This is a genomic window from Pseudoalteromonas sp. 120-MNA-CIBAN-0494 (assembly GCF_040308885.1).
Classification (GTDB): domain Bacteria; phylum Pseudomonadota; class Gammaproteobacteria; order Enterobacterales; family Alteromonadaceae; genus Pseudoalteromonas; species Pseudoalteromonas nigrifaciens.
Window position 1 is genome coordinate 20,067 of record NZ_JBEOOE010000012.1, and the last position, 23,674, is coordinate 43,740.

Genomic DNA, 23,674 nt, shown 5'->3' on the forward strand with positions numbered 1-23,674 from the left:
CTTTATTACTTTTGCTGCGCTAAGTATTTTTTTAGTAGCTGGGTATTTCGGGTGTTTGCTTTAAAGTAAGCATCAAAAATATCGCCTACTATGGGTAGTAAACCGCCCACAAAGTCGATAAGCATATTAGCTAATATACGTAGTTTTATAGTCCAGCTAACACCTAAGCGCTGCGCTTCAATTAATACATAAGCAGATAAAATAAAACCGGCCATATCACCGGCAACGGGCAATAAACCAATAATCGCATCGGCACCAACTTTAAAGTTAGTAAAAGGAATTTTTAAACTGCTGTCGGTAATGAAGCTAAAACGCTCCAGCCTTTTCAGTACAGCTTGTTGCTGAGCCTTTACGTTATTTGTCATTGTCACATTTAGCTCCCTCAAACCTGTTTAATTAACTTTAGTTAAAAAGTTGAACTTGCACTGATAAACAAATACAAAAAACGCGGATCGCCCGCGTTTTTATTATCTACTTAATGTAACTCTAATTATACCGAACCGGGTATCGGCCCATGCTCGTGGTGTACATGTGGGTTTTGTCCACGTTGACGTAGCAAATGATCCATTAAAGTAATGGCCATCATCGCCTCAGCAATTGGCACAGCACGAATACCTACACACGGATCGTGACGACCTTTGGTGATCATCTCAACCGCTTCGTTTTCAGTATTTATACTGTTACCCGGTATGGTAATGCTTGAGGTAGGTTTTAGCGCAATAGAAGCAATAATATCTTGCCCCGTAGAAATACCGGCTAATACGCCGCCCGCATGGTTAGAGGTAAACCCTTGTGGTGTTAGTTCATCGCGGTGCTCTGAGCCTTTTTGCTCAATTACATCAAAGCCGTCGCCAATTTCAACACCTTTAACCGCGTTAATGCTCATTAACGAATGCGCAAGTTCGGCGTCAAGGCGGTCAAATACTGGCTCACCAAGGCCTACAGGTACATTACTTGCCACTACTTTTACTTTTGCGCCTACTGAGTCACCTTGCTTTTTAAGGCCGCGCATATATTCATCAAGCGCTTCTAACTTGCTCACATCAGGAAAAAAGAATAAGTTGTTTTCAACTTCGTTCCAATCAAAAACGTCTGCTTTAATTGGCCCTAACTGACTTAAGCAGGCTTTTATTTCGATACCATGAAATTGTTTTAAATATTTTTTAGCAATAGAGCCCGCAGCAACACGAATTGCCGTTTCGCGCGCTGATGAGCGACCACCACCGCGATAATCGCGCAGGCCGTATTTATGCCAATAGGTGTAATCGCCATGACCTGGGCGAAACACATCTTTAATTTTGCCGTAATCTTTTGAGCGTTGATCGGTGTTTTCAATAAGTAAACCTATGCTAGTACCTGTGGTTTTACCTTCAAATACGCCTGAAAGAATTTTTATCTGATCGTCTTCACGGCGCTGCGTGGTATAACGACTTTGCCCCGGTTTACGACGGTCTAAATCTATTTGTAGGTCGGCCTCGGTGATTTCAAGACCTGCTGGTGTACCATCAACAACGCCGCCTAATGCAACGCCGTGGCTCTCACCAAAAGTAGACACTTTAAATAACTGTCCAATGCTATTACCTGCCATTACTTTTCCTCATTCCTAATGACTACCAATAGCCGAGCTTTACACTCGGCTATTTACTTATATCAATTTATATTCAAATACATTTTCTATAAATGATATTGATTTTTATTGTGCAAAATACTCATCAAGTTGCTGCTTGCTAATAACAAACACACCTAAACCACCTTGTTCAAACTCAACCCATTCAAATGGCGCACCCGGATACAATGCATCCATATGTACCATAGAGTTACCTACCTCTACAAACAATAAGCCGTTTGCAGTAAGGTGCTTACTTGCTTCGCTTAATATAGTGCGGGTTACGTCTAGGCCGTCGTGGCCTGAAGCCAAACCAAGTTCTGGTTCATGATGAAACTCACGCGGTAAGTCGGCCATGTCCTCAGCATCAACGTACGGCGGGTTAGCTATGATCAGGTCGTATGTTTGCCCTGGTACACCACTAAACACATCTGACTGAATTGGCAATACTCGTTCACTTAGCTGGTAGTCTGTAATATTTATGTCGGCTACTTCTAGAGCTTCATAAGAAATATCAACCGCATCTACCTGCGCATTTTCAAACGCTTGTGCAAGTGCAATCGCGATACAACCAGAACCCGTACATAAATCTAAAATACGCTTAACCGACTCAGGCTCTTCAAGCCAAGGGGTAAAGCGGTTATTAATTAACTCTGCAAATGGCGAACGTGGAATAAGCACGCGCTCGTCTACATAAAATGGCATATTCGCAAACCAAGCAATGTTGGTTAAATACGGCACTGGGGTAAAATCGTTAATACGCTCAGCAATTAAGCCCGCTAAGCTGTTTTTTTCTGTACTCGTTAAACGCGCATGCATTAATTCTTTCGGCGCATCTATTGGTAAGCTTAATGCGGGTAATAATAAATTTACCGCTTCGTCCCACGCATTATCAGTACCGTGACCAAAAAAAATACCACTGCTGGCAAATTGGCTTGTAGTCCAACGTAACCAGTCGTGTAAGGTTGAAAGTTCTGCTACAGCTTCTTCTAGCGTTGCTTCTTCTATTTGTAATTCACTCATGTGTATTGCCTGCCTGCTACTTTCAAAATTATTAATTCAATCGAGGCCACAATCGCCTCCCGATTGCCCTATTGTAACGCCTTTTATCTCGATTTTTACCCTTTTTTTGTTTAGACTGCCGCTATGAAAAAAGATCCTTATTCAAACAGCCCAATTAGCAATGATGACATTGACATGTTTCGTCAAAGTATCACTGGTGCGCGCGTTTTTAAACAAGACACTCACCGCTTTACTAATAAGCCTAAAGTGTCACAAGCAAAGCAGTTTGCCCAGCAAAAAAAGCAACAACAGTCAGAATTCTTCTTTTCGGATGAATATATACCTGATATTGATACCAATGGTACGGTTAATTATGTACAAGATGGCCAAGACCGCTTTTTAGCTAAGCAACTACGCCGTGGTGACTTTGTTCCTGATTTAACCCTAGATTTGCATGGCTTAAATAAAGAGTCTGCAAAAGATGAGCTAGCTGGTTTGATCCACGAATGCAAAAAGAAACATTACTATTGTGCATGCATAATTCATGGCATTGGTGGGCATATACTCAGGCACAAAGTACCGCAGTATTTAGTACAACACCCAGACGTAATTGCAATGCACCAAGCACCGCTTGAATATGGTGGTAAAGGCGCTGTACTTATTTTAATTAATTTACCGCAAAGTGATGAGTTTAGGCGTTAAATAACCACAGCTCTGGTTAAATACTATTTAAGGCGATATTAGTGTCTATTTTTTCAATTATATTTCCGCTGGTATTTATTGTTACTGCTGGTTTTATTAGCACTAAGTCACAATTTTTAGAACAACAACATATAACTGGTATTAGTAAATTTACCTTTTATATTAGTATTCCCGCTTTTTTATTTTTAAATATGGCGCAAGCTAACTTACACAATAGTGTGAGCTTAAATGGCTTTTTAAGTTTTTATATTGCGGTTGTGGGTGTTTTTATAATTGGCGCTTTAATAGACCGATTTTTAATTACTAAGCACAGTGATTATCAACGCCATAGCGTATTTGCTCTTGGCAGTAGCTATTCAAATACCGTACTGGTTGGCTTACCAATAATTATTGCAGCAATTGGCCGTGAAATGATTGGTATAGTATTTATGATTATCACTTTTCATAGTGCGTTGTTATTTACTCTCACCTTTTTAGTGAGTGCAAAAAGCGAAAAAAGTGCGTTTTCGTGGCAACAATTTGCCAAAAACATGCTATTAAACCCTGTGGTACTTAGCATTAGCCTAGGGTTATTGGCTAATGTTTTAGGCCTTATATTGCCACTGGATATTATTAATGGCTTAGATTTACTCTCACAACCCGCTATTGGCTGCGCATTATTTGTGTTGGGAGCTAATTTAGCATTTTATAAAATAAGCCAAAACTGGCAACCCGCGCTAATCGCCACATTATTAAAGCTAGTATTACTGCCCTGCTTAGTATTATTGTTAGGCCGATTTGTGTTTATGCTAGAGGCGCAACTACTCAACGTACTTATATTATTAAGCGCATCGCCTTTAGGTGTTAATGCCTACCTTATTGCTAATCAAATAAAACAGCACCAAGCAACGCTTGCCAGCACTGTGGTTATGTCGACCGTTTTAAGTGGTATAAGCTTTAGCATTTGGTTGTGTCTTTTATTGTAGTTCCTCAACATACTCTGCTGCCCATCAAACAAAACAAGCTTAAAAGTAATCGCTAAGTTCACTGTAGGCATTAGTAATATACTCGATCAGCAGTTTAATTTTTTCTGGCTGATGGCGCGTATACGGATACACAGCATATACCCCTAGTTCACGAGGTTGATACTCAGGTAAAATAGCCACCAGTTCGCCAGTTAGCAAATGCTCATACACACAACAACGTGGTACATAGACAATGCCATAACCCGATAGCGCATTTTGCCTAAGTGCTTGTGCGGTATTAGCCGAAAAGTTTCCTTTAATGGCAATACTAACCTCCTCACCTTGGTGAGTAAAACGCCATTCGCGAGCACCTTTATCTTGATAGGTATAGGCTAAACAGTTATGTCGACTTAGATCGTCTAAGTTGCTTGGTTCGCCAAATTTTTCGATATAATTAGGCGCACAACACACCACCCAACGCGATTTAATAATAGGCTTTGCAATTAAACTTGAATCTGCTAATACGCCGGTTCTAATCGCTAAATCAATGCGTTTATCAACCAAGTCAATAAAGTCATTCTCTAGCCGCATATCAACATTCACATTAGGGTACTTTTCACAAAATTGGCCCACTACTTGCGCTAGCAGTAGCTCCCCTGAAATGGTCGGTACGGTCATTTTAATCGAACCACTAATTGCTCCACGGTAGGCACTAACACTATTTAATGCGTCACTTAATTGTAATTCTATTGACTTTGCATGTTGATACAGCGAGCTGCCCGCTTCGGTTAAGCTTAGTTTGCGGGTAGTTCGATATAATAGCTGCACACCTAAATCCTTTTCTAGCCTACTGATTTTTTTAGAAAGAGCTGGGGTCGATATCCCCGCAACCTCTGCTGCTTTATTAAATGATTGTGCGTCAACTACTAATGAAAATAACGTCAGTTCATGGGCATTAGCCATTCATTACACCTTTTTTGGAAACAATTCATTAATTTACAGACTATATATAAACAATAAATTAACTACTAGAGTAACAGCATAAAAATTACTATAAAAAATTAAGCGTGGTTACTCTATGTCGATATACCTGCAAGCTCTGCTTGCTTTTACTCCTATCTTACTTGCCGCTTTATTGCTGATCCCGTTGCAATGGCCAGCAAAGCGTGCCATGCCCGTGGTGTTAATCGTTACTATGGCTATTGCTTATTTTGCCTGGGAAATGTCATTTAACCGTATTTTAGCAAGCAGCCTTCAAGGTATGCTGGTGACAATCTCTGTATTATGGATTATTTTTGGCGCCATTATGTTGCTCAACACATTGCAACACTCTGGTGCGATCAGCACGATTCGCAGTGGTTTTGCCGATATCAGTCCCGATAGGCGGATTCAGGTTATTATTATTGCTTGGTTATTTGGCTCATTTATTGAAGGCGCAACCGGTTTTGGTACACCCGCTGCGATTGCAGCTCCCCTCTTGGTAGCGATGGGCTTTCCTGCTATGGCAGCGATTATGATTGGCATGATGATCCAATCGACACCGGTATCGTTTGGTGCGGTGGGTACGCCGATTATTATTGGTGTTAGTAATGGCTTAGATAAAGCGTTACTCAGTGAACAATTACTGACAAATAACAGTAGCTGGGAGCAATTTTTAGTATTAATAACCTCTGAAGTTGCCATTGGCCATGCCATTACTGGCACTTTAATGCCGTTATTAATGATCTGTATGATGACGCGCTTTTTTGGCAAAAATAACAGCTGGCGCGAGGGCTTTCAAGTGGCTCCTTTTGCTCTATTTGCTGGACTTGCGTTTACCATCCCGTATGCGTTAACCGGTGTTTTTATCGGCCCTGAATTTCCTTCAATAATTGGTGCCTTGGTTGGGCTAGCGATAGTCGTACCGTGCGCGAAAGCTAAGTTTTTAATACCCACTCAGTCATGGGACTTTGCCCCGCGCGAAAAATGGCCAACAACTTGGCTGGGGAATATTGCTTTTAGCGCCCCCACTAAAATCAAAGCCCCTATGTCGTTATTTAGAGCGTGGCTGCCGTATTTGCTAGTGGCGTTATTATTAGTGGCGAGTCGTTTGTCAACAGATTTAAAAGCACTGCTTAATCAATTCTCATTACAATTTAACCTAATTTTAGACGAGCCGGATATTAGCGGCAGTATTGCGCCATTGTATTTACCTGGTGGTATTTTGTTGTTTGTATCATTGCTGACGCTGTTTATTCATAAAATGAAAGTATCTGAAATTACTGATGCCGCTAAAGATGCCTCAAAAGTACTATTCAGTGCAGGCTTTGTGTTAATTTTTACCATTCCTATGGTACGTATTTTAATTAATTCTGGCGTGAACGACGCCGGCTTAGACGCCATGCCTGTTGCTATGGCTAATTTAATTGCGTTAACTTTTGGTGACATCTACCCACTTTTTGCTCCTATGGTGGGCGCCCTAGGCGCGTTTATTGCCGGCTCAAATACCGTGAGTAATATGATGCTTAGCCAGTTTCAATTTGAAGTGGCCAATGCGTTGTCTATTTCCGGCGCGTTATTGGTTGCGTTGCAAGCCATCGGCGCTGCCGCTGGGAATATGATTGCAATTCATAATGTCGTTGCCGCCTCTGCAACGGTGGGTTTACTCAATCAAGAAGGGGCAACCATAAAGCGTACTATCATACCCACATTCTACTACGTACTCACTGCTGGATTACTCGGTTTGATCGCCAGTTACGTCTTTAATATTACCGACCCACTTAACCATTTAGGATAACAAGGATTAGCAATGAGCCAGTTAAATACAATACACCTAAGACACTACCCGACAAACCCAACCCAGGTTTACTTATTCGGCACCTGCCTCAACGATACGCTGTTTCCTGACTCAGGTATTGACGCAATTGAGTTTTTAGAGCGCCAAGGCATTGAGGTTATTTTTCCGCAGGGGCAAAGCTGCTGTGGCCAACCCGCTTATAACTCTGGCTATACCGAGCAAGCCAAAGCGGTGGCGCGTGAGCAAGTGAAGCATTTTGCATTAGATATTCCAATTGTGGTTATTTCTGGTTCTTGTGGCGGTATGATGCGCCATCACTACCAAGAACTACTTAAAGATGAGCCTAACATAAATGCGTTTTGTGACCGTATTTTTGAGTTCACTGAGTTTTTAGTGCATGCATTAAAAATAAAACTAACCGATAGCGGCCCTTATGAACGGGTTGCAATGCATACTTCCTGCGCTGCACGCAGAGAAATGGGCGTGCATATCACCAGCAAAAAATTATTATCCCAGCTCAGCCAAGTCGAGTTAATAACCCATGACTATGAAAGTGAATGCTGCGGCTTTGGTGGCACTTTTGCAGTAAAGCATGGTGATATCTCTAATGCAATGGTGGCCGATAAAAGCGCCAACTTACTAGCCGCCGACGTAGTACGTTATGTCAGTGCTGACTGGGGATGTATGATGAACATTAATGGCGCACTGAGGCATCAAAAAGCGCCATTACAAGGGGAGCATATCGCCAGCTACCTATTAAGTCGCACCACCGCAGGAGGTGAGATATGAGTGAAAAACATATCGATCCACGTCAAGCGACACAAGACGAAAGTAAATATGCCGCTTCAGCGCGTTCTTTCAAAGAAAATGTTAAACGCGACCTAGCTAACGATGAACTGCGCAGTAATTTTCGCGGCGCCATGGATTATCTGGTCGAGAAACGCAAAAATGCTTTTAGCGACCTTGATGAGCTAGAAACACTTAGAGAGCAATGTAAACTAATAAAACAACGTAGTTTAGTAAAGTTACCGATTTTGTTAGAGCTGTTAGAGCAACAACTGACACAAAACGGTATTAAGGTTCATTGGGCCGAAACCTGCTCGCAAGCCAACGAAATTATTAGCGCAATTATTGCTGATAAAGATGGCAAAACGGTGGTTAAAGGCAAGTCGATGGTGTCTGAAGAAACCGCGCTTAACGATCATCTCGAAGCTAATAATATTGAGTGCTTAGAATCTGATATGGGTGAGTACATAGTACAACTCGCTAAACAGCACCCGTCACATATTATTATGCCGGCGATTCACCAAAATAAGCAGCAAGTTGCCGATTTATTTACAAAAAACATCGCCGGTTTTGAGCACACCACCGACGTAGATGCACTCATTCAGCAAGGGAGAAAAGTACTTCGCGATAAATTTTGCCATGCCGATGTGGGTATCACTGGGGTTAATTTTGCCGTTGCCGAGACGGGCACATTATGTTTAGTAGAGAACGAAGGCAATGGCCGTATGTGTACCACAGTGCCCAAGTTACATATTGCCATCACCGGCATAGAAAAAGTGGTTGAAAAGCTTGTTGATATTCCCCCGCTTCTGAGCTTATTAACACGCAGTGCAACCGGCCAAGCGATCTCAACCTATTTTAATATGATTAGTCACCCACGCCAGCTCGGTGAAAAAGATGGCCCAGAAGAGGTACATTTGGTGTTACTCGATAATGGCCGTAGTCAAATGTATAGCGATGAAGAGCTACGTCAAACATTACAGTGTATTCGCTGTGGTGCCTGTATGAACCACTGCCCCGTGTATACTCGTATTGGTGGTCATGCTTATGGCACAGTATACCCTGGGCCTATCGGGAAAATTGTCTCGCCCCACATGCTTGGGCTAGAAGCAACTACTCATCACCCCAACGCCTCGTCGTTATGTGGCGCATGCGGTGATGTATGCCCGGTTAAAATTCCGATCCCTAAATTACTGTTACGACTACGCCAAGAAAGCGTCAAACCAGCATCGCAGCAACCACATATAATGAAAGGCCAAGGCAGTGGTCGTAAAAATAAAGAAGTGTTGATATGGAGTATCTGGTCCATCATTCATCGCTCTCCTTGGCTGTATCAATCGAGCATGTGGCTAGTAACACGGCTACGGTTTTTATTACCCGCGAAACTTGGTCCTTGGACCGAAGCTAGAACAGCGCCAAAACTAGCGTCAAAAACATTGCACCAACGAGTGAAAGAACGTGAAAAAGCAAAGCAGCTAAAGCAACGCAAGGAATCATAATGAGTAATGCACGCAGAAGTATTTTAAACAAGCTGAAACAGCAGATACAAGAAGTAGATTATGACAAACTTCCTCAAGAATACGCTGTTAACTATGCTAAGTTAACCCCGCAGCAATACCTTGAGCAGTTTACTACACAATTAAAAAGTAACCATGCGCAAGTGATAAGCATAGCTCGCAGCGAATTAGCGACACATATTTATATTGAATTGAAAAAACGTAATATTAATCACTTACTATACGGCGAGCAGTGCCAATATACTAATGAGATTGAACAGCTAAACAGCGCGATCACTCTCGAAAAGTATAACTTTGACTTTAGTGAACATAAAGAGCGGTTGTTTGATCAGGTAGCGGCTGGTATTACAGGCTCACGCTGCGCAATTGCGCAAACGGGCACGATTGTGTTGTGGCCTACAGTTGCTGAGCCGCGCACTTTATCGTTAGTGCCCCCTGTACACTTTGTTATTGTGGATAGCCAAACACTCTACCCCACTTTTAGTGAGTTACTTGAAAAGGAGCAGTGGCATAATAAGCTGCCTACTAATGTGGTGTTTATTTCGGGTCCATCAAAAACTGCTGATATTCAACAGACGCTTGCCTATGGCGCACATGGACCCAAAGAGTTAATTGTATTAATCATCTAAGCATTTTAAATTCAAAAGATTAGCAGCTTAATAGCTGCTAATTACTTAACTGCAGCAACAACCGAAATTTCAACAAGCAAGCCATCTCGAGCCATTTTAGCTTCAACACAGGCGCGTGCAGGGGCATAGCCTTCAGGTACCCAGGCATCCCACACCTCGTTCATCTCAGCAAAATACTCCATGCTTTTTACATATATAGTCGCGCTTAGCATATTCTCTTTCGAGCTGCCGGCTTCATCTAGTAAAGTAGCTACTTTATCGAGCATAGTTTGAGTTTGCTCTTTAATATTTTTTTCAGCGTCTGCACAAACTTGTCCACACAGATAAATAATACCGTTATGCTTTACTATGCGGCTCATACGCGCATTAGTTTGAAGGCGTTCAATTGTCATAATTTATATTTTCCAAATTGTTTGGCATTAAACAGTGTCAGGCGCATTTATGTTTTTATATTCGCTGCGCTGGGTTTGCTCATTATAATTAATTACGGCAACTGCACCGGTATTAAAAATAGGCATATGGCCCACACATAACTGATCAACCAAATAACTTACTATGGGCATGTGCGCCACTACTAGCCAAGTATTACACGCAGGATGCGCCGCTATTAACGTTTCGATGTAATCGGCTGCAATTTGCGGTTTACCTTCAGGTATAATGTCTTTGCAGGTTTCGCTAAATTTAAACGTGTTATTTTTAGCAACCCCTTTTGCTGTTTGTTGAGCTCTAATGTAAGGACTAACTAACAGCGCATCGGGTGAATAGTTTTTTGCCAGCCACAGCCCCATTTTTTCAGCTTCAATATGACCCTTTTGGGTTAACTGTCTCGCTGCATCATCGGCCTGCATTGGCGTTGCTTCGCCGTGGCGCATTATTAAGATTGTTTTCATAATAAATCAACCAATTAAAGAATATAAAACAGTAGCCAATTTGCCCGTTCTTCCGCTATATTAACAAGGTAACACTATTTTTTTCTTAAATAGTTCTGTCATGATATTCAGGTAAATCTTATCGCTGTATTTCTCTGTCCTGAAGTTATCATCTGTTGTTAACAAGTAAACATTTAGTTTCAGGAGCATCATTTGAATATCAGTCGCAATGATAACAGAGCCTACCGCGCTCTAACACTGGACAATGGTCTAAAAGTACTCTTAGTGCAAGATAAAGATGCAACAAAAGCCGCTGCGTCTATGGCTGTTAATGCTGGACATTTTGACGACCCTGTTGATAGGCAAGGCTTAGCACACTTTTTAGAGCACATGCTATTTTTAGGCACAGATCAATTTCCTGACTCAGGTAGCTTTAATAATTTTGTATCACAAGCGGGCGGCAATACCAATGCCTGGACCGGAACTGAGCACACTTGCTACTTTTTTGACATTAATAATCAAGAATTTGAACATGCGCTAAAGCAATTTAGCCGGTTTTTTATTGCGCCATTATTAAATGCTGCAGAAACAGAAAAAGAACGTAACGCGATAGAAGCAGAATTTAAATTAAAAATTAAAGACGACGGCCGTCGTATATACCAAGTACATAAAGAAACGGTTAATCCGGCTCACCCTTTTGCTAAATTTTCGGTAGGTAATTTACAAACATTAGCCGACAGAGAGCGCTGCATTAGCGACGAGCTAAGAGACTTTTTTAAGCAGTTTTACCAAGCTCAATACATGACTTTGGTCATATGCGCTAATGAGGAGCTCGACACTCTCCAAGCATGGACAAAACAATACTTTACTGCGGTTTGTGGTAACGCCAAGCAACCAAAACCCGCAATTAGTGCGCCGCTATACCGAGCGCAAGACCTAGGAAAACTGCTGCACATTGAACCTCATAAGCATATGCAAAAGCTTATAGTGAGCTTTGCAATGCCTAATATTGATGACTTTTATCGTCACAAAACAGTGAGCTTTATTGCACACTTACTCGGTTATGAAGGTGCGGGCTCGTTATACTCTATTTTAAAACAGCAAGGCTGGATAAATGCACTTTCTGCCGGAGGTGGTATTAATGGCAGTAATTTTAAAGACTTTAATATTAGTATGGCGCTAACGGATGAAGGTATTGAATACTTTGAAGATATTATTGAAATGATCTTTGAATATATTTGCCTCATTAATAACAATATTGAACAACTGCCGCGCTTATACCAAGATAAAAAGAAGCTATTACAAATTGCCTTCGATAACCAAGAACAATCGCGCTTAATAGACTGGGTAAGTAACTTAAGCATTAATATGCAACATTACGATGAGCCAAACTACTTACAAGGCGACTATTTAATGGAAGGCTTTAAACACGCCACCCATAAAATGGCCATGCAATGGTTAAAGCCACACAATATGCGCTTGGTACTTATTCACCCGGGGGTTGAGCCTCAACATAAAGCCGCTTGGTATAACACACCATACAAGGTTGAAAAAATTTCGACAAGTTGGCTCGATGCACTAAGTAATATTAATAAACCACTCAATGAAATGCGCTTACCCGTTGTTAATCCTTATTTAACCAAAGACGTTGAGCTGTTTGATATAATTAAGCCACAAACAAAACCTGAGCTAATAGTTTCAGAGCCTGGTTTTGATTTTTGGTTTAAACAAGACAACACCTTTCGCGTTGCCAAAGGTCACTTTTACTTGGCAATGGACTCAGACTTTGCAGTAAAAGATGTAAAGCACATGGCACTTACCCGCCTCTTTTCTGATTTATTTATGGATAGCGTTAGCGAGCAATTTTACCCTGCCGAACTTGCAGGACTTAGTTATCACTTAACGTCTCATCAAGGTGGGTTAACACTACATACAGCGGGGCTCTCATCAAGCCAGTTAGAGCTGGTTGATGAGCTCATTGATGCTTTATTTAACGTAGAAATTTGCTCTAAACGTTTTGCCGAGTATAAAAAGCAATTAGTAAGGCATTGGCGTAACAGTAATCAAAATAAGCCCGTAGGTGAGCTATTTAGCATGTTAGGCGCAAAAATAATGCCGTGGAATCCACAGCCAGACGAGTTGGCTGACGCATTAAAAAACACGTGTTTTCAGCAATTTAATGAATTTAGACAAGACTTTTTTAAAGCCCTGCATGTAGAGTCATTTTTACATGGTAACTGGCAACAAGCTGATGCAATTAGTTTTCAGAAAAAAGTAGCCGCGCACTTAAAAAGCGCCGCTGTAATAGCCGATTTAACACGGCCATTATTTGAAATTAACAAAGTAACGCGCTTTGAGTTAACGCTTCCTTGTAATGATCACGCTATGCTTATTTACTATCAAGCACAAACCGACTGTGTAAGTGAAAAAGTAAAAATGATGGCGCTAAATCATCTAATCAATCAAGATTATTTTAACGAACTACGCACCACGCAACAATTAGGCTATTTAGTTGGTGCCGGTTACGCGCCTTTTAACACCCGCGCGGGCATTGTTTTTTATGTGCAATCACCCAAGTTTGAAGCCAAAACAATACTGCAGCGCCATAATAACTTTATTCATGACTATTTAACCAATATCGATAATTTAACCCCACAAGATTGGTTACAACAAAAGCACGGCCTAACCACACATATAGCCGAAGCAGATAAAAACCTGCGACTGCGCTCGCAACGATTATGGTTAGCTATTGGTAATCGCGATCACGAGTTTCATATGCAACAACGCTTGCTTGATGCATTAAATGCATTAACCCTTGCAGATATAAAAGCATACGCGCTAAGCCTTTTTAATGAAAATAGACCTAGGTATGAATTTTTAAGCTCTGCAAAGCCTAATAAAGCGCATAATCAGGCCCTTTACTCGCATTCTCTTTGACAGTGAGTAACGCTTGATTTAGATTGTCGTTTGAAAATTAAATGTTATAAAAACAATAAAAATAATGATCACAATAATAATAAAAATAAGCTTACTATTAGCCCTATTAGTTGCCTCGCATAGCCTATATGCCTTAGAGGCAACTTTTAACTTAAATTTAAATACCGTTGCAGTTACGGCAAGCGCAATAATTGTGCTTGTTTTATGCTACATGCTAACGGTTATATATAAACTTAAGCGCTCGCGCTATCAACTTATGCTTTCTGAACAACGCTTAAAAAGCACTGTTGAAGGCAGTGGCGATACCCTTTGGGATTGGAATATAAAAACCGGTAAAGTACTTCGTATTAACGATAAGTACTTAATGGATTCAATATTATCAACAGAGTTTCCACCTAATAAAAGCCTTATTCACCCAAGCGACATTACCCAAGTAGAATATTTACTTAAAAAACACTTTGCTCAGCAAACTCCTTTTTTTGAAGCGACTTATCGGATTAAAGATCATTTTGGCGGCTGGCTCTGGGTACTCGATCGCGGCAAAATAATAGAAAAAGACACCAACCTTAGTCCCTTACGCATGACAGGCACAGTGCGCGACATTTCACAATTAAAGCTAACCGAAGAGCGCTTAAACCTTTTTGCAAAATGCGTTGAATCGCTAACCGACGCCCTGGCTATTTACGATAAAAACTTTAAGTTAGTCGATATTAACCCCAGCTTTTTAACCTTATTTGGTGGCGTGCGCGAGCAGTACCTTAAAAAAGATTTTAATTTGCCCGGCTACGATAAAAGTTACATTAACACCATTAAAAAAACCGTATACCAGCGAGATAGCCTGCAACAAGAAGTTAAATTACGCAATAGTGCACATGTTTTATTACCCATAGAAATTTCGATTGATGAAATTAGAAATGATCAAAACCAAATAACTAACTATGTCGTTGTATACTCTGATTTAACCGAGCGTAAAAAAGCCGAATCGCAACTGCATAACCTCTCCAATAGAGACCGCACCACCAACCTGCCTAACCGTAATTTGTTTTTTACCGACTTACAAAAATTAGGGCAACTAAACTCGCACCATGCTTTGTTAGTTTTCGACTTAGATAACTTTAAAAAAATAAATGACTCTTTAGGGCACCAACTAGGTGACAGCTTATTAGCTAAACTCGCTATGCGGCTAAATAAGCTCACTCGCGAAAATGACGTGTTTTATCGTTTAGGCGGCGATGAGTTTGCACTGGTAATGTCTGATACTAACGACATATATACGATTACCCGCACCGCTAAACAGTTTTTAGCGGCTATTGCTACGCCTTTTAAAATGGCCGGACATGAGCTTGCCATTACCTCAAGCGTTGGCATTGTGTTGTTCCCTGAAGATGGTAATACCCCAGAGCTACTATTAAAAAATGCCGACACAGCTATGTACCACGCTAAAAAGAAAGGTAATAGTTATCTGTTTTTTAATGACACCATGAACCGTGAAGCCGTAAAGCGCCTGCAAATAGAAAACCTAATGCGCTTTGGTTTAAAAGAAAATCATTTTGCCGTGTATTACCAACCAAAAATGAATATTCATACCGGTAAACTTGTGGGAATGGAGGCATTAGTACGCTTTATCACGCCTAAAAAAGGCATTATTAGCCCGGGTGTTTTTATCCCAATAGCAGAAGAAACAGGGCAAATAATAGAAATTGGTGAAGTGGTTTTAAATAAAGCCTGTCGCGATGTAAAAGAGTGGCTTGATGCGGGCTTATTTAATGGCAGAGTTGCTGTGAATTTATCGGCAAAGCAATTTAGTTTACCCGACCTAACAACACGTATTGATGTGATTTTACAAAAAAATGCATTGCCCTCTTACTTTTTAGAGCTAGAAATTACCGAAGGCACGGTAATGGACGACCCTAAAGATGCTATCGCAATAATGTGCTCACTCAGCGCCCGAGGTATTCATTTAGCAATGGACGACTTTGGTACCGGCTACTCTTCGCTGGCCTATTTAAAGCAGTTTCCGCTTAATACGCTTAAAGTTGATAAAGCCTTTATCGATGACATGAAAAACGAGCGCGGCCGCAATATGGTCGACTCAATTGTTACTATTGCCCATAACCTTGACCTACATGTGGTTGCAGAGGGCGTAGAGCAAGCGTCGCAAATAGAAATACTCAAACAATTAAACTGTGAAACAGTACAAGGCTACTATTACTCTAAGCCGCTATCAAAAGATGAGTTTACCGAATTTTTAAAACTCCAGCACAGCAAGTCTGTACCTAGTTTAATTAGCCCGATTAAAAAAGTGGCTGTCACTAATTAAAGTTAAAAAACAGAAATAAAAAATTAAGGACGCCATATGCAAGGGTTAATACCTACACTTCGCAGTAACGCACGGCGATAATGTAAATTAAACAAACACCATGCAACCGGCCCAAGTAAACCCGCTAACAACAGCCAACGCTTAACCGGCATACCCTTTTTAATCGCCTCTAAATACATAATCGCTATAAACACTGCGCTTAATAAAACAAAAATCAAAGCAATACCTAAACCTGTAAAAACAAGCCGCGTATTTTAACCATAAAATGACTATTTTTAAAGCTATGCACTTACTATTTGAATCTAAGCAATAAAAAAAGCCGAACAAGTCGGCTTTTTAATATAAATAATTAGGCGCTTACTTTTCAGCACGGCCCATAAATTTATGCTCTGCAGTATTGATACGAATACGATCGCCTGTAGAAATATGCTCAGGAACTGAAATATTTAACCCTGTAGACATACGCGCCGGCTTTGAGCGTGCACTCGCCGAAGCACCCTTAATAGATGGGTCGGTTTCTTCCACAACCAGTTCAACACTTGATGGCAAATCTAGGCCAACCGGTGCGCCATCTATTACAATAACGTGCACGCCTTGAGTTTCTTCATTTACGAACAAAATCTCTTCGCTAATCGCATCTTTACTTAGGTTATATGGCGTGTAATCTTCGTTATCCATAAACACATACTCGTCACCATCAATGTACGAAAGCATCGCTTCACGACGAGTTAAATCAGCAAGTGTTAACATATCACTGTCTTTAAATGTTTCATCCACTTTGCTGCCCGTTACTACGTCGTATAAACGCATACGGTACAAACTACCACCAGCACGACCTTGTGGAACTGAGCGTACTATATCTTTTACAACTAAAACGCGGCCATTAAAATCAATGGCTGTCCCTTTTTTAACTTCACTCGCCTTTGGCATGAATATATTCCTATTATTTTTGACTCTGAGAAACATACCACGAACTAGATTTTGTTCAACTAAAACTGCTTCAAAACCCCGCTATACCTTGGATTAACTCATAAAATTATGATTTTTACAAAAATACATATAATCAAACATTAAAAAAACTGTTATGGTAGTTTCATCGAGTATGACTTCAAGGAATGGATCATGGACCAACAAACTGTACATGAGTATTTAGTTAACAAACCACTAGTTAAAGTAACCCAACCTTTTTCTAAAGAAGTTGATGTTTACAAGGTAAACCATAAAATGTTTGCCACCCTTGCACTGGGTAATGATGATAATAACGACGCCAATGGCGAGCCTATTTGGTGGTTAAATTTAAAATGTGACCCCGACGAAGCACTAGCATTAAGAGATATGTTTACTGCAGTGATCCCTGGCTATCATATGAATAAACGCCTTTGGAATACCATAATACTAGATGGCACAATCCCGCAAAATGAGATTAAGCGAATGATTGATAATTCATTTGATTTAGTGGTAGATAACATGCCTGAAAAAGATAAAAAAATTATCGCCGCCCATCTTTAAATACTCCATTTTATTTTAAATACGCTTGAAGTACTTCAAGCGTATTTATTACCAATATTTAGCCCCCCTAAAGCTAAATTCAAACATCCTGTTATATACCTCGATGCCAAAACACTTTTCAACACACAGCGTTTACCTTTAAATATCAGCAAGTACAAAAACCCACTTTCAAGCAGTAGACAATACTCTCTAAGGGTATGGTTTATTACTTATTCGAGTGATATTTAGTGAGTTTAATAATTTGAGTGGTTAGTAAACTTTTTAATAGGCTTTCGCTTAAATAATTTAGCCATAAAAAAACCGCATATAAAATGCGGTTTTTATTAGTAAATGCTTATTTACTTATTCTTTAGCACTTGGCGCTGCAGCATCGTCAGTGGCTTGCTCTGCAAGCTCTGACTCAACTGTTGGCTCTGCGCTTGGCTGAGCGGCATAAAACTTAGCACCTGACTCTGCCATTGCTACAAGCGTGTCGCAAGGGGTAAAAATTGCATTGCTACTGCCTAATGTAGACATGTCTGAGCTTATTTTACTTGCGCCTAGTTTATCCATATAGCTAAATGGTCCGCCGAAGAACGGTGGAAAACCAATACCAAAAATAGCACCAATATCACCGTCACGTGGGCTGGCAATAATGCCTTCGTCTAAACAACGAACCGCTTCATTTAGCATTTGTGCGATACAACGTTTGGCAATTTCGCTTTTATTTAAACGTGGAGCTGGGGTAACGTTTAGTAGTTCGTAAACTGACTCATCAACCTTTTTACCTTTTTTATCGTACTCATAAAAGCCACGACCAGTTTTACGACCAAGGCGTTTTGACTCTATCATACGAGTAAATGCATCGGGTGCTTTAAAACGCTCGCCTAGCTCTTTTTCTAAAATTGGCGCAATTTTAGAACCAATATCAATACCCACTTCATCAAGTAATGCCAATGGACCTACCGGAAAACCAAACTCAACTAAGGCTGCATCAATTTTTTCAATTGGCTCGCCTGCTAGCATTAAGTTAGCCGCTTCGTTTAAGTAAGGCGCTAAAATACGGTTTACATAAAAGCCGGCGGTATCTTTTACTACAATAGGTGTTTTACCTTGCTTGCGCGCAAAATTTACCACACGAGTAATGGTCTCTTTTGAGGTGCCTGCGTGTGGAATAATTTCTACCAGTGGCATTTTTTCTACTGGTGAAAAATAATGTAAACCAATCACGTTTTCAGGGCGCTGAGCTTGAGCTGCAATTTGCGAAATAGGTAATGACGAGGTATTACTTGCAAAAATAGTATTTTCTTGGCATTCACGTTCTACATCAGCAACCATGCCTTGTTTAAGCTCAAGATCTTCAAATACCGCTTCAATTACTAAATCTATATTTTTAAAACCGCTGTAATCGGTAGCGCCTGTAATACGGCTCATTGTTAGCTGCATATCGGCTTTAGACATAATACGGCGCTTTATGCGCTTATCTAAAATTTTATAGGTGTAGCTCATTGCATTACTAATGCCCTGCTCTGCTACATCTTTAATACGTACCGGTACTTTAGCTTTAACGGCACTTACGTGCGCAATACCTGCGCCCATTAGTCCGCCACCTAACACTGCGGTTTTGTTAATTGCTGGTGCGTCGTCGTTACGCCAGTCTTTTTTCATTTCTGTGGTTGCAAAAAATACACTGCGCAGCGCTTTTGATTCATCGCTCATTACCAGCGTTGCAAAGCTTTCCGCTTCGGTTTTATACGCTTTTAGCTTATCGAGCTCTACGCTTGCACGTACTGCTTTAATAATTAAAAGTGGCGCAGGGTAATGTCCGCCCGTTTGTTTAATGACGTTTTCTTTTGCTTTTTTAAAGATAAAGTTACGGCCAAACGGATTTGATTCTAGCAGCTTGCTCACGGTGTCGAGTTTTGGCTCTTTAGCTGGTGCTTTGCCTTTAGCGGCAAATTCTTTCGCTACTTTTAATAGCACGCTATGTGGTACGCAATCATCTAATACACCAGCTTTTTTAGCTTGCTTTGCACGAATTTGCTTACCAGTTAGCATCCATTCTAAGCCTTTTTGAATGCCAATTATTTTAGTTAAACGCTGAGTACCGCCACCGCCAGGTAATAAACCTAATTGCACTTCTGGCAAACCAATTATGGTAATACTACTGTCGGTGCCTACGCGATAATCACAGGCTAATGCAAACTCTAATCCACCACCTAAAGCTGCGCCATGAATAGCACTAACCGTAGTGAAAGGTAGGTTTTCCATGTCAAAAAATGCATGGTGACATAACTCGCTAATAGCTAAAGCATCTTCACGCTTTTGCACGCTATCAAGCATTTTAACGTCAGCGCCAGCAATAAAGTTATCACTTTTACCACTAATAAATACCATGCCTTTTACAGACTGCTGTTTAGCTTCGGCTAGTAAGGCTTTTAAATCATCGGCAAAACTACTACGCAGGGTATTCATTTTTTCGCCCTGCACATCTATAGTTACTACGGCGATTTTATTTTCATCAACCGTTAAATTAAATACTGAATCTGACATTACGCACTCTCCAATACAAAAGCTGCACCTAAACCACCTGCAGCACAGGCTGTTGTTAATGCTAAACCGCCACCACGACGCTTAAGCTCGTATAAGCTTTGCGTAATTAAGCGAGCACCGGTTGCTGCAAATGGATGTCCATAAGCAAGCGATCCACCTAATACGTTAAACTTATCCATGTTAATTTCGCCAATCGCTTTGCTGCGACCTAAGTGCTCTTGCGCAAACTTATCTGAGGCAAACATTTTCATGTTAGCAAGTGTTTGCGATGCAAACGCTTCGTGCATTTCTATTAAGTCTAGGTCGGCAAGGGTAATACCCGCTCTATCTAGTGCGATAGGCGTGGCATGAGCTGGACCCATAAGCATATCTTTTTCAACACCAATGGCTGAAAACGCAAAACTGCGTACATAACCAAGGATTTCGTAACCCAGTGCTTTTGCTTTGCTTTCGCTCATCATTAATACCGCAGCTGCACCGTCGGTTAATGGGGTGGCGTTTGCTGCAGTTACTGTACCGTGTTGGCGGTCAAATACTGGCTTAAGCTTAGCGTAGCCTTCAACCGTTGAGTTTTTACGAATGTTGTTATCTTCTTCAATAAAGCTTTTATATGGCGGTAAGTGCGCCGTCATTACTTCATCTTTTAATTTTCCATCTGCCCATGCTTGGGTTGCTAATGAATGCGAGCGATGCGCTAATGCATCTTGATCTTCACGGCTAATGTTATGTGTTTTAGCCATTTGCTCAGCAGTTTGCCCCATTGAAAGGCCTGTTGAGTACTCTGCAACCGCAGGAGGCACTGGCAATAGATCTTTTAAACGCAACTTTGAAAATATTTTTAAGCGCTGACCTAAGGTACGCGCTTTATTTAAATCAACTAAACTGCCAGCTAATTTTTTGCTCACGCCAATGGGTAGTACCGATGAAGAATCGGCGCCACCAGCAATACCTACAGTAACAGAGCCGGCCATAATAGACTCAGCAACGTTGGCAATAGCCTGAAAACTAGTCGCACAGGCACGTGATACTGAATACGCATCAACCGATACCGGCATGCCAGTACCTAATACAATTTCGCGTGCTATATTTGGTGCCTCTGGCATTTGTACTACCTGACCAAATACAAGTTGATCAATTTCTGACTTGTTGAAATTTAATCGCTCAAGCATTTCGTTAACCACAAGTTTACCCATATCAAGTGCAGGTACATGGTGGAACGCTGTTGCTTGCTTGGCAAAAGGTGTACGTAGGCCGCTAACTATGGCTATACGATCGCCTTTTGGTGTTTTAAGTATGTTTTGCTCAGACATTAATTATGCTCCCGCTGACAGGTCTGACCTGTTTGTTTTACTCGATTCTAAACAACCCGTGTACTAAAGCCAATAGATAAACTGAAATTTATCGATTAGTAGGCAAATAAAATTCTCTAAGACCTACTATATAAGTACTACAATAGGCTTTTTTAGACGCATTTACAAAGTTTTGTGATAGGCTAAAAGTCGTTAATAAATAACGAACTATTTTTAAAAATACAGTCTAACTCTTGAGTTATCCAATTTTAAACCTTATAACTAGGTCAGTATTTCGTACCCAAATAACTTTGGTATTATTCCAGCTGACGAGGACAGTCTATTTATTATGGCAGCTAACGCATTTTCACAATTAAAAACGTACTTAGATACACAAATTATTGGCCAGCCAGAGCTTACTCAAGCGCTACTTATTACCATTTTAGCTGACGGCCACTTATTAGTAGAAGGCCCTCCTGGCCTTGCAAAAACGCGCGCCGTAAACGCCTTAGCTAAAGGCATTGAAGGCTCGTTTCAGCGGGTGCAATTTACGCCCGACTTGCTCCCTGCCGATATTACTGGTACTGATATTTATCGTCAGCAAACCAGTGAGTTTGTATTTGAAAAAGGCCCACTGTTTCATAATCTTATTTTAGCTGATGAAATAAACCGTGCCCCAGCTAAAGTACAATCAGCCTTATTAGAAGCCATGGCAGAGCGCCAAGTAACTGTGGGTAAAAATACTTATCCGCTAAGTGACTTATTTTTAGTAATGGCCACACAAAACCCGCTGGAGCAAGAAGGCACTTACCCGCTACCTGAAGCGCAGCTTGACCGTTTTTTACTGCATTTGAGTATAGGTTACCCCGGCGCAGAGCACGAATTAGACATACTGCGTTTAACCCGAGGCGAAGCATTAAACGAGCAACCAGCAGTAATGCAAAAAATTAGTCAAAGCGATTTATTTGCCGCTCGTAAAGCTATTTTAGGCCTTTATTTAGCACCACCACTTGAGCAGTATTTAGTACAGCTTATTATAGCTACCCGTGAAGGCGCTAAGTTAGATGCACAACTAGGTAGCTGGATTGAGTTTGGTGCCAGCCCACGTGCCACTATTGCTCTTGATAAATGTGCCCGTGCGCATGCTTGGTTGCAAGGCCGCGATTTTGTAGCGCCCGACGATATTCAGGCAGTAGTACATAATGTATTGCGCCATCGTATTATTTTAAGTTACGAAGCCCAAGCCGATGGCATTACTAAAGATCAGGTAATTAGCCGTATTGTTGAACTTGTAGCCGTACCGTAACTTATGCAAACACCATTAGATCCCCAAGCATGGCTTGCACAAAGCCATAGCCACGGTGTTAATTTAGCGCTTAAAGAGCTGATGTATTACAAAGCCAAAGCGCAATTGCTAGAGCTGGCTCCTAAAGTAAAAATTAAAAACACCTTAACCGGGCAATACCTTGCGCCGCATAAAGGCCGTGGTATGGAGTTTGCCGAAGTACGCCACTATCAACAAGGCGACGATATTCGCTCTATTGATTGGCGTGTAACTGCGCGCACTGGCGAAACACACACTAAGCTTTTTCAAGAAGAGAAAGAGCGCCCGGTGTTTATTTTTACTGATTTTTCAAACTCGATGCTATTTGGCTCGCAGTTGTTATTAAAATCGGTGCAAGCCGCGCACATTAGCGCATTAGTTGCTTGGTCGGCCTGCCAACGTGGTGACCGTATTGGTGGCATTGTATTTAATCAGCACTCTCATTTAGAACTCAAGCCCAGCGCCCGTGAAAAAGCGGTATTAAAGCTGTGTCATAATTTGTGTGATAGCCACCAGCAAGCCCTTAACGCAATTGACGAGCAAGCCACTAACAACTTTAGCGATAACTTAAAGCGCCTTAACCATTTGGCTAAACCCGGTAGTTTAGTGTATTTAATTTCTGACTTTAATGCCCTAGACGACGCCAGCTTTAAACAGCTCGAAATACTAAGCCGTCACTGCGAGCTAATTGGTTGCCACATAAGCGATCCATTTGAGCATCAGTTACCGGCATTTAAACAAGCCGTTACAGTAAGCGCCAATGGCCAAGACTTTGCCCTACCACTTATGGATAGTAGTTTTAGAGCGCGCTTTGCTAAAAATGCCGAACAGGCATTTAGCACACGCTTTAATCGCTTAACTAAATCGGGTCTTAATTTAATATCATTCAATGCAGCCACACCGCTTGAGCTGCAATTAGTGAGAAAATAACC

At 41.1% G+C, this 23,674-nt stretch carries 21 protein-coding genes; 11 read left to right on the forward strand and 10 right to left on the reverse strand.

What is annotated here, in order from left to right:
* Nucleotides 1-5: 5 nt before the first annotated feature.
* The 3 genes from AAEY55_RS09540 to prmB form a co-directional block, all read right to left on the reverse strand.
* Complete coding sequence (locus tag AAEY55_RS09540; RefSeq protein ID WP_182679218.1) at nucleotides 6-365, reverse strand: DUF4112 domain-containing protein; 360 nt, start codon at nucleotides 363-365, stop codon at nucleotides 6-8.
* Nucleotides 366-490: 125 nt separating this feature from the next.
* Nucleotides 491-1,588: a chorismate synthase gene (gene aroC / locus AAEY55_RS09545; RefSeq protein WP_086998304.1), complete on the reverse strand. Its 1,098-nt coding sequence runs from the start codon at nucleotides 1,586-1,588 to the stop codon at nucleotides 491-493.
* Between the two features lie 105 nt (nucleotides 1,589-1,693).
* A complete protein-coding gene (gene prmB, locus AAEY55_RS09550) occupies nucleotides 1,694-2,629 on the reverse strand; it encodes a 50S ribosomal protein L3 N(5)-glutamine methyltransferase (RefSeq protein ID WP_011327671.1) in 936 nt (311 codons plus the stop codon).
* 123 nt (nucleotides 2,630-2,752) lie between these two features.
* Between prmB and smrB the strand changes: the two genes are divergently transcribed.
* Both smrB and AAEY55_RS09560 read left to right on the forward strand, forming a co-directional pair.
* A complete protein-coding gene (gene smrB, locus AAEY55_RS09555) occupies nucleotides 2,753-3,310 on the forward strand; it encodes an endonuclease SmrB (protein ID WP_041454372.1) in 558 nt (185 codons plus the stop codon).
* A 41-nt stretch (nucleotides 3,311-3,351) separates the two neighbouring features.
* Nucleotides 3,352-4,275, forward strand: a complete 924-nt coding sequence (locus AAEY55_RS09560) for an AEC family transporter (RefSeq protein WP_350551002.1) — start codon at nucleotides 3,352-3,354, stop codon at nucleotides 4,273-4,275.
* A 39-nt stretch (nucleotides 4,276-4,314) separates the two neighbouring features.
* Here the strand turns inward: AAEY55_RS09560 and AAEY55_RS09565 are convergent, their stop codons facing one another.
* Nucleotides 4,315-5,217: a LysR family transcriptional regulator gene (locus AAEY55_RS09565; protein ID WP_179807223.1), complete on the reverse strand. Its 903-nt coding sequence runs from the start codon at nucleotides 5,215-5,217 to the stop codon at nucleotides 4,315-4,317.
* Nucleotides 5,218-5,332: 115 nt separating this feature from the next.
* On the opposite strand from AAEY55_RS09565, the gene AAEY55_RS09570 reads away from it, so the two are divergent.
* The 4 genes from AAEY55_RS09570 to AAEY55_RS09585 are packed head-to-tail and all read left to right on the forward strand — an operon-like array spanning nucleotide 5,333 to nucleotide 9,962.
* Complete coding sequence (locus AAEY55_RS09570; protein WP_011327667.1) at nucleotides 5,333-7,030, forward strand: L-lactate permease; 1,698 nt, start codon at nucleotides 5,333-5,335, stop codon at nucleotides 7,028-7,030.
* Between the two features lie 12 nt (nucleotides 7,031-7,042).
* Complete coding sequence (locus tag AAEY55_RS09575) at nucleotides 7,043-7,819, forward strand: (Fe-S)-binding protein (RefSeq protein WP_011327666.1); 777 nt, start codon at nucleotides 7,043-7,045, stop codon at nucleotides 7,817-7,819.
* The gene (locus tag AAEY55_RS09580; protein ID WP_011327665.1) at nucleotides 7,816-9,315 is read left to right on the forward strand and encodes a LutB/LldF family L-lactate oxidation iron-sulfur protein; all 1,500 of its coding nucleotides are present in this window, start codon (nucleotides 7,816-7,818) and stop codon (nucleotides 9,313-9,315) included. The genes AAEY55_RS09575 and AAEY55_RS09580 overlap by 4 nt, the downstream gene beginning before the upstream one ends.
* The gene (locus AAEY55_RS09585) at nucleotides 9,315-9,962 is read left to right on the forward strand and encodes a lactate utilization protein (RefSeq protein ID WP_011327664.1); all 648 of its coding nucleotides are present in this window, start codon (nucleotides 9,315-9,317) and stop codon (nucleotides 9,960-9,962) included. Before AAEY55_RS09580 ends, AAEY55_RS09585 begins: the two co-directional genes overlap by 1 nt.
* A 41-nt stretch (nucleotides 9,963-10,003) precedes the next feature.
* Here AAEY55_RS09585 and AAEY55_RS09590 read toward each other — a convergent pair whose 3' ends face one another.
* A complete protein-coding gene (locus AAEY55_RS09590) occupies nucleotides 10,004-10,354 on the reverse strand; it encodes a RidA family protein (RefSeq protein ID WP_011327663.1) in 351 nt (116 codons plus the stop codon).
* A gap of 27 nt (nucleotides 10,355-10,381) precedes the next feature.
* A complete protein-coding gene (sixA, locus tag AAEY55_RS09595) occupies nucleotides 10,382-10,852 on the reverse strand; it encodes a phosphohistidine phosphatase SixA (protein ID WP_089367948.1) in 471 nt (156 codons plus the stop codon).
* Between the two features lie 192 nt (nucleotides 10,853-11,044).
* Between sixA and AAEY55_RS09600 the strand changes: the two genes are divergently transcribed.
* Both AAEY55_RS09600 and AAEY55_RS09605 read left to right on the forward strand, forming a co-directional pair.
* A complete protein-coding gene (locus tag AAEY55_RS09600; protein ID WP_350551009.1) occupies nucleotides 11,045-13,768 on the forward strand; it encodes an insulinase family protein in 2,724 nt (907 codons plus the stop codon).
* A 64-nt stretch (nucleotides 13,769-13,832) separates the two neighbouring features.
* Entirely contained in the window at nucleotides 13,833-16,088 is a 2,256-nt protein-coding gene (locus tag AAEY55_RS09605) for a bifunctional diguanylate cyclase/phosphodiesterase (RefSeq protein ID WP_179807225.1), read from the forward strand.
* Between the two features lie 23 nt (nucleotides 16,089-16,111).
* Here the strand turns inward: AAEY55_RS09605 and AAEY55_RS09610 are convergent, their stop codons facing one another.
* Both AAEY55_RS09610 and yeiP read right to left on the reverse strand, forming a co-directional pair.
* A complete protein-coding gene (locus AAEY55_RS09610; protein ID WP_011327659.1) occupies nucleotides 16,112-16,306 on the reverse strand; it encodes a hypothetical protein in 195 nt (64 codons plus the stop codon).
* A gap of 139 nt (nucleotides 16,307-16,445) precedes the next feature.
* Nucleotides 16,446-17,018, reverse strand: coding sequence for an elongation factor P-like protein YeiP (gene yeiP, locus AAEY55_RS09615; protein WP_011327658.1), 573 nt, complete (start codon nucleotides 17,016-17,018; stop codon nucleotides 16,446-16,448).
* Between the two features lie 192 nt (nucleotides 17,019-17,210).
* Between yeiP and AAEY55_RS09620 the strand changes: the two genes are divergently transcribed.
* Entirely contained in the window at nucleotides 17,211-17,597 is a 387-nt protein-coding gene (locus AAEY55_RS09620; protein WP_011327657.1) for an MmcQ/YjbR family DNA-binding protein, read from the forward strand.
* Nucleotides 17,598-17,939: 342 nt separating this feature from the next.
* Here the strand turns inward: AAEY55_RS09620 and fadJ are convergent, their stop codons facing one another.
* Nucleotides 17,940-20,129, reverse strand: a complete 2,190-nt coding sequence (gene fadJ, locus AAEY55_RS09625; RefSeq protein WP_350551014.1) for a fatty acid oxidation complex subunit alpha FadJ — start codon at nucleotides 20,127-20,129, stop codon at nucleotides 17,940-17,942.
* Complete coding sequence (gene fadI, locus AAEY55_RS09630; RefSeq protein WP_011327655.1) at nucleotides 20,129-21,439, reverse strand: acetyl-CoA C-acyltransferase FadI; 1,311 nt, start codon at nucleotides 21,437-21,439, stop codon at nucleotides 20,129-20,131. Before fadI ends, fadJ begins: the two co-directional genes overlap by 1 nt.
* 328 nt (nucleotides 21,440-21,767) lie before the next feature.
* Here fadI and AAEY55_RS09635 point away from each other — a divergent pair, with 328 nt between their 5' ends.
* Nucleotides 21,768-22,724 (forward strand): MoxR family ATPase, encoded by a 957-nt coding sequence (locus AAEY55_RS09635; RefSeq protein WP_089367942.1) that lies wholly within the window; start codon nucleotides 21,768-21,770, stop codon nucleotides 22,722-22,724.
* 3 nt (nucleotides 22,725-22,727) lie between these two features.
* On the forward strand, nucleotides 22,728-23,672 hold the full coding sequence (locus tag AAEY55_RS09640; protein ID WP_086998270.1) for a DUF58 domain-containing protein: 945 nt from the start codon (nucleotides 22,728-22,730) through the stop codon (nucleotides 23,670-23,672).
* The last annotated feature ends 2 nt before the right edge of the window (nucleotides 23,673-23,674 follow it).